This window comes from Pseudomonadota bacterium (assembly GCA_010028905.1).
Taxonomy (GTDB): Bacteria; Vulcanimicrobiota; Xenobia; order RGZZ01; family RGZZ01; genus RGZZ01.
The window spans coordinates 1-3,749 of record RGZZ01000482.1; the positions used below are offsets into that span (position 1 = coordinate 1).

Below are 3,749 nucleotides of genomic sequence, written 5' to 3' on the forward strand. Positions count from 1 at the left end.
GGAGCTGAACGTGCCCCTGGGCCACGCGCCATGCACGCGGCAAGAGTCTCAGGGCGCCGCGGATGCGGCGCGGCATCACGACGGCCCCTTGGAGCTGGCTCCGGAACTCTCGGAGGAGCCGTCGCCGTCGCCCTTGAAGGACCTGCCGGCCCCGCATCAGCGTACCGCACCCGGCCACCCTGGCTAATGACGCGCACACGAGCGAAGTACGTCATTCGCTGCAACGCCCGTGCGTACTCGCGCCACTTGCGATGTACCAAACTCAGATGCGCCCTCATCTCAGCGAGAATGCGCACTGCCGTCTCATCGTGCGTGTAGCGCTCGAAGCGCGCGTGATCTTCCCCGTCCTTGAGGCGATCAGCAGCAACAACTGCAGGGCGCCGCGCAGCCGCAGGGCGTTCGAGACGCTCGGCTTCCGACTCCCGGCGAGCCTCGCGCTCCACCGTCGACGCCACACGCGGCGTCGCCACTCGAGCGCTCGGGCTTGACCCGACGGCTTCAGGAACAACAACATCCCGCGGCTCACTCGTCGCGGGGGTACCCGAGCGAGGCGGCGCTGAAAGCGCCGCGGCAGGGGATGAAGAACTAGCACGCGTACGTGCCGAAGGAACAACGCCTGACGAGGTTGAAGCCCTTCCCATCGAGGGCATCTCAGTCGTCAGATACATGCCAGCCATCTTGACGCGGAGAGCTTTGCTGTCGAAACTCGTCGCCGCGGACGGAACCTCGCTTCCGCAGCCATGCTCCTCGAGCAGCCTGACCGCGCGCCACAGCTCCTCCTTGACGATCTCGAAGCTAAAGTCCTCCTCATCATCACTGAATTCGATCGTGGCTCTCACCGTGTTCTTGGACAACGCAGAGACGACGATTCCGCGGCCCTGGTGAATCGACGGGGCAATGCCTGCACTGACGAGGCACTCAGTCACCGCGAAAAGCTTCGCCACGTCCTCGGACGGGTCGGAGCCACCTCCGCTTGCCATGGCTCTGCGCGCTCTTGTGCGCCAGACCACGAAAGCAAAGCCAAAGGCAGCTTTACAGTGGTGGCGAGACGCGAGGCGCGCATACCCAAGGTTTTCCCCACAGCCCTCTTCACGCTGGACGAAGGTCGACTCCCTCGACTCCCCTCCAGCGTCTCGACCCCAGTGTGAATAGTATAGACGGTTTGGCCTACTGGCCTCCCTTAGGACTGCTACGGCGCGGCGACCCCCCTGAACACGGATGGGTACACACGCCATAGCTGCCATCGGAAGCCCGCAGACCTGCCGCGAGCTGACCAAGCTCGAGTCAGTGTGTGCGAAGAGACCCCAACGCTGAAGAGCAGCGCCGAGAAATAGTCCGCCATGATCAATGACCATTAGCGAACGAACTCTTCATGGTCGAACATCGCCTCGAAGTCCTCGTAGGAAGTTGAGGCGATAACCGAGCCCATCTGGCGGGCGCACGAAAGCGAACCCCGCAGGTAGAGCTCATAAACGTCCGAGTCCCATCGACCCATGGCTCGGATAACTGCTTCCGAGACGTTCGCCGCCAGCGCGGCGGACGCCCCCCCGATGCGAAGGCTGTGCCCCCCGTACAAGCCCGGGGGAAGCCCAACAGAATGCATCAGGAACCGAACGACCTCGCGCACATAGTCCGTGGTAAAGGACGCCCCAGACGAGCGCCGAAACAGAGGCGTCGTGTCGTAAGCCTCAGGGGGCACGCGGTCGACGCGAAACAGGCGCAGCAGCTCACGCACCGGAGTTAAGATAGTGCCATCGAAGAGGAACACGGGCACCGTCTTGCCCCCGTGGTAGCGGAGCTTCTTGCACGGACGCATCATCACCTGAGCTGCGGTCGGGGCCACGCCCCGCCGCTCGACCTCGTCAAACGAGACCCACGTCGCTAGCTGCCCGTCCTTCGAGCGTACGAGGAAGGAGTTCGTCGACTTCGGTCACATCGGCCCGACTAAGGCAACGCGCCTTGGACCACACCTGCCCACGCTGCAGCGACATCTCCGCAGCCCTCAGAAGGCCGCAGAACCCAACCGAGGCACACGCCCGAGCATTCACCGCCGACACGGAGTCGACAGGTAGCTTATCGAGCGCGGCCCTAAGAACCTGAGTGCGCACCGCCCGCCGAGGACGTCGAGGGGGCGCATCGATCACCTTCGCCATGCCCTTGATCATCTTGCGCACACGCGGCATGTTGTATCCTGGGACCGGCGGGCCGTAGTACGAGACGTGCGCACTGAGCGCCTCCGCAAAGTACTTGCGGGCCGTCTCGACCTGCACCCGGCGAACATGCACCAGCCACACGACGAAGCGCAAGTAGTACCCCTCGATGCGAAGCCGCACCTCCGGGCCGTCTGCCAACTCCCCATGCTGCTCAGGGGACTCCCCGAGAGAGCGCATGAAGTCCCTCCACCAAACCCATCCCTGAGTGCTCCCCCCAGAAGTCGTCTGCACGCCGGCGGCGAGGTACGCGACCGCGCTCTCCTCGAGCGAAGGGTCGTGCACCCGAGCCAGATCGCGCTCCCGCCGGGCCGAGGCCCGACGAGCGCGCTGCTCCATCCTGTCGCCCACTGCGAAGGGGCGGTCATCTGAAGCGCTCGGCGCGGCAAACTCCCACTGGAAGGGCTCAGAGAACATTCCGCCAGTCGACGACATGGAAGTCGACGAACTCAAACCCCAGCTCGTGCGCCATGGTGGCCACGGCTGCCGGCCCGCCCCGTGTGACGGGGCGAGACCCAATGTCGGCCCACTCGTTGTTGGCCGACGTAATCCGCTCTCCCATCACGAAGACGGAGCGGTCCGAACACCAGAGGACCCGCGCCGCGCACAGCCGCTGCGACAGCGGCGTGCTCGGGGTCAACGAACGGATGGCCGAGAGCGCCACCGTGTTGTCGGTGTACTCCCAGACATACTGAAACTGGAGGGCCTCGCCGAGGACGAAGAGGCCGACAGTGGACGCTACGAGCTCCTTGTCCGCGATGATGAGGTCGCGGTCGAGCTCGCCCCAGACGCCACTGACCATGTAAACGACGCCCGACGCGAACGTCCAGGCTGCCCAGCCCTCCTCCCCCGAGGCGTCGGCATAGATGACGCCCACGCCCGGGGCACCGTAGGCCGGCACCCACTCCCGGCAAGCCATGGGCACGCCCACATGCTCCGGGTCCTCGAGCTCGGTCGCCCAGCGCTGCAGGGCCTCCCGTACGTGCTTCGAGATGAAGACCATCCGATGCTCGGGGCGAAGCACCAGCGAACGCTTCAAGGCAATCTTGAAGCTCCGCCAACACGGGGCGACCCACTGGCGCCCCTTCGGGTACACGATCGACGCGAAGGTGAGCTTACCCAAGAGCTCACGGAACTCAGCCAGAGGCACCTCCGACCGTCGTGTCGAAACCGAGCGGCAGAGCGCGGCATAGCGCGCGCGCTTGACCTCAGAGAGCCGCATGAACCCCAAGTCGAGGTCGAGGTCGACCCCCAGCAGGTCGATCTGCTCCCCAAACATCCTCTTCTCTGGCGAGGAGAGGTGACCAAACGCATCGAACACGTCCTCGACGATCTCGAGGTGGACTTGGGCGCGCGTCATCTGCACGCCCTCGGAGTCCAACATCGGCCGCCCGAGCGAATCGAAGAGGGGGTCGTCGATAGAAGCGCCCCCGCAGTCGTCGACGAACTGGCCGCACACGTGCAGCACCGCCCAGCGCTCATCGTGGAACGGCTCGAGCTCGGGCAGCAGTACACCAAACTCGAGGGCAACGCGCACGC

Annotated in this window: 5 protein-coding genes; 2 read left to right on the forward strand and 3 right to left on the reverse strand. The window is 65.0% G+C overall.

From position 1 onward, the window contains the following. Together EB084_21530 and EB084_21535 are read left to right on the forward strand one after the other, a co-directional pair. On the forward strand, nucleotides 1-187 hold a 187-nt coding region (locus EB084_21530), incomplete at its 5' end, for a hypothetical protein (protein ID NDD30846.1). 79 nt (nucleotides 188-266) lie between these two features. Then, entirely contained in the window at nucleotides 267-488 is a 222-nt protein-coding gene (locus EB084_21535; GenBank protein NDD30847.1) for a hypothetical protein, read from the forward strand. A gap of 866 nt (nucleotides 489-1,354) precedes the next feature. Here EB084_21535 and EB084_21540 read toward each other — a convergent pair. From EB084_21540 to EB084_21550, 3 genes are read right to left on the reverse strand one after another with little or no spacing between them, the layout of a single operon-like run. Continuing rightward, nucleotides 1,355-1,843 carry a hypothetical protein gene (locus EB084_21540; protein NDD30848.1) on the reverse strand — a complete coding sequence of 163 codons (489 nt, stop codon included), beginning with the start codon at nucleotides 1,841-1,843 and terminating at the stop codon, nucleotides 1,355-1,357. Between the two features lie 19 nt (nucleotides 1,844-1,862). Further along, nucleotides 1,863-2,627, reverse strand: coding sequence for a hypothetical protein (locus EB084_21545; GenBank protein ID NDD30849.1), 765 nt, complete (start codon nucleotides 2,625-2,627; stop codon nucleotides 1,863-1,865). Next, nucleotides 2,617-3,747, reverse strand: a complete 1,131-nt coding sequence (locus tag EB084_21550; GenBank protein ID NDD30850.1) for a hypothetical protein — start codon at nucleotides 3,745-3,747, stop codon at nucleotides 2,617-2,619. Before EB084_21550 ends, EB084_21545 begins: the two co-directional genes overlap by 11 nt. Nucleotides 3,748-3,749: the final 2 nt, after the last annotated feature.

What these genes read in the sequence shown, in the direction of transcription:
- EB084_21535 (NDD30847.1), top strand. Translation starts at nt 267, where the DNA reads ATGCGCCCTCATCTCAGCGAGAATGCGCACTGCCGTCTCATCGTGCGT.
- EB084_21545 (NDD30849.1), bottom strand. Translation starts at nt 2,627, where the DNA reads ATGTTCTCTGAGCCCTTCCAGTGGGAGTTTGCCGCGCCGAGCGCTTCA.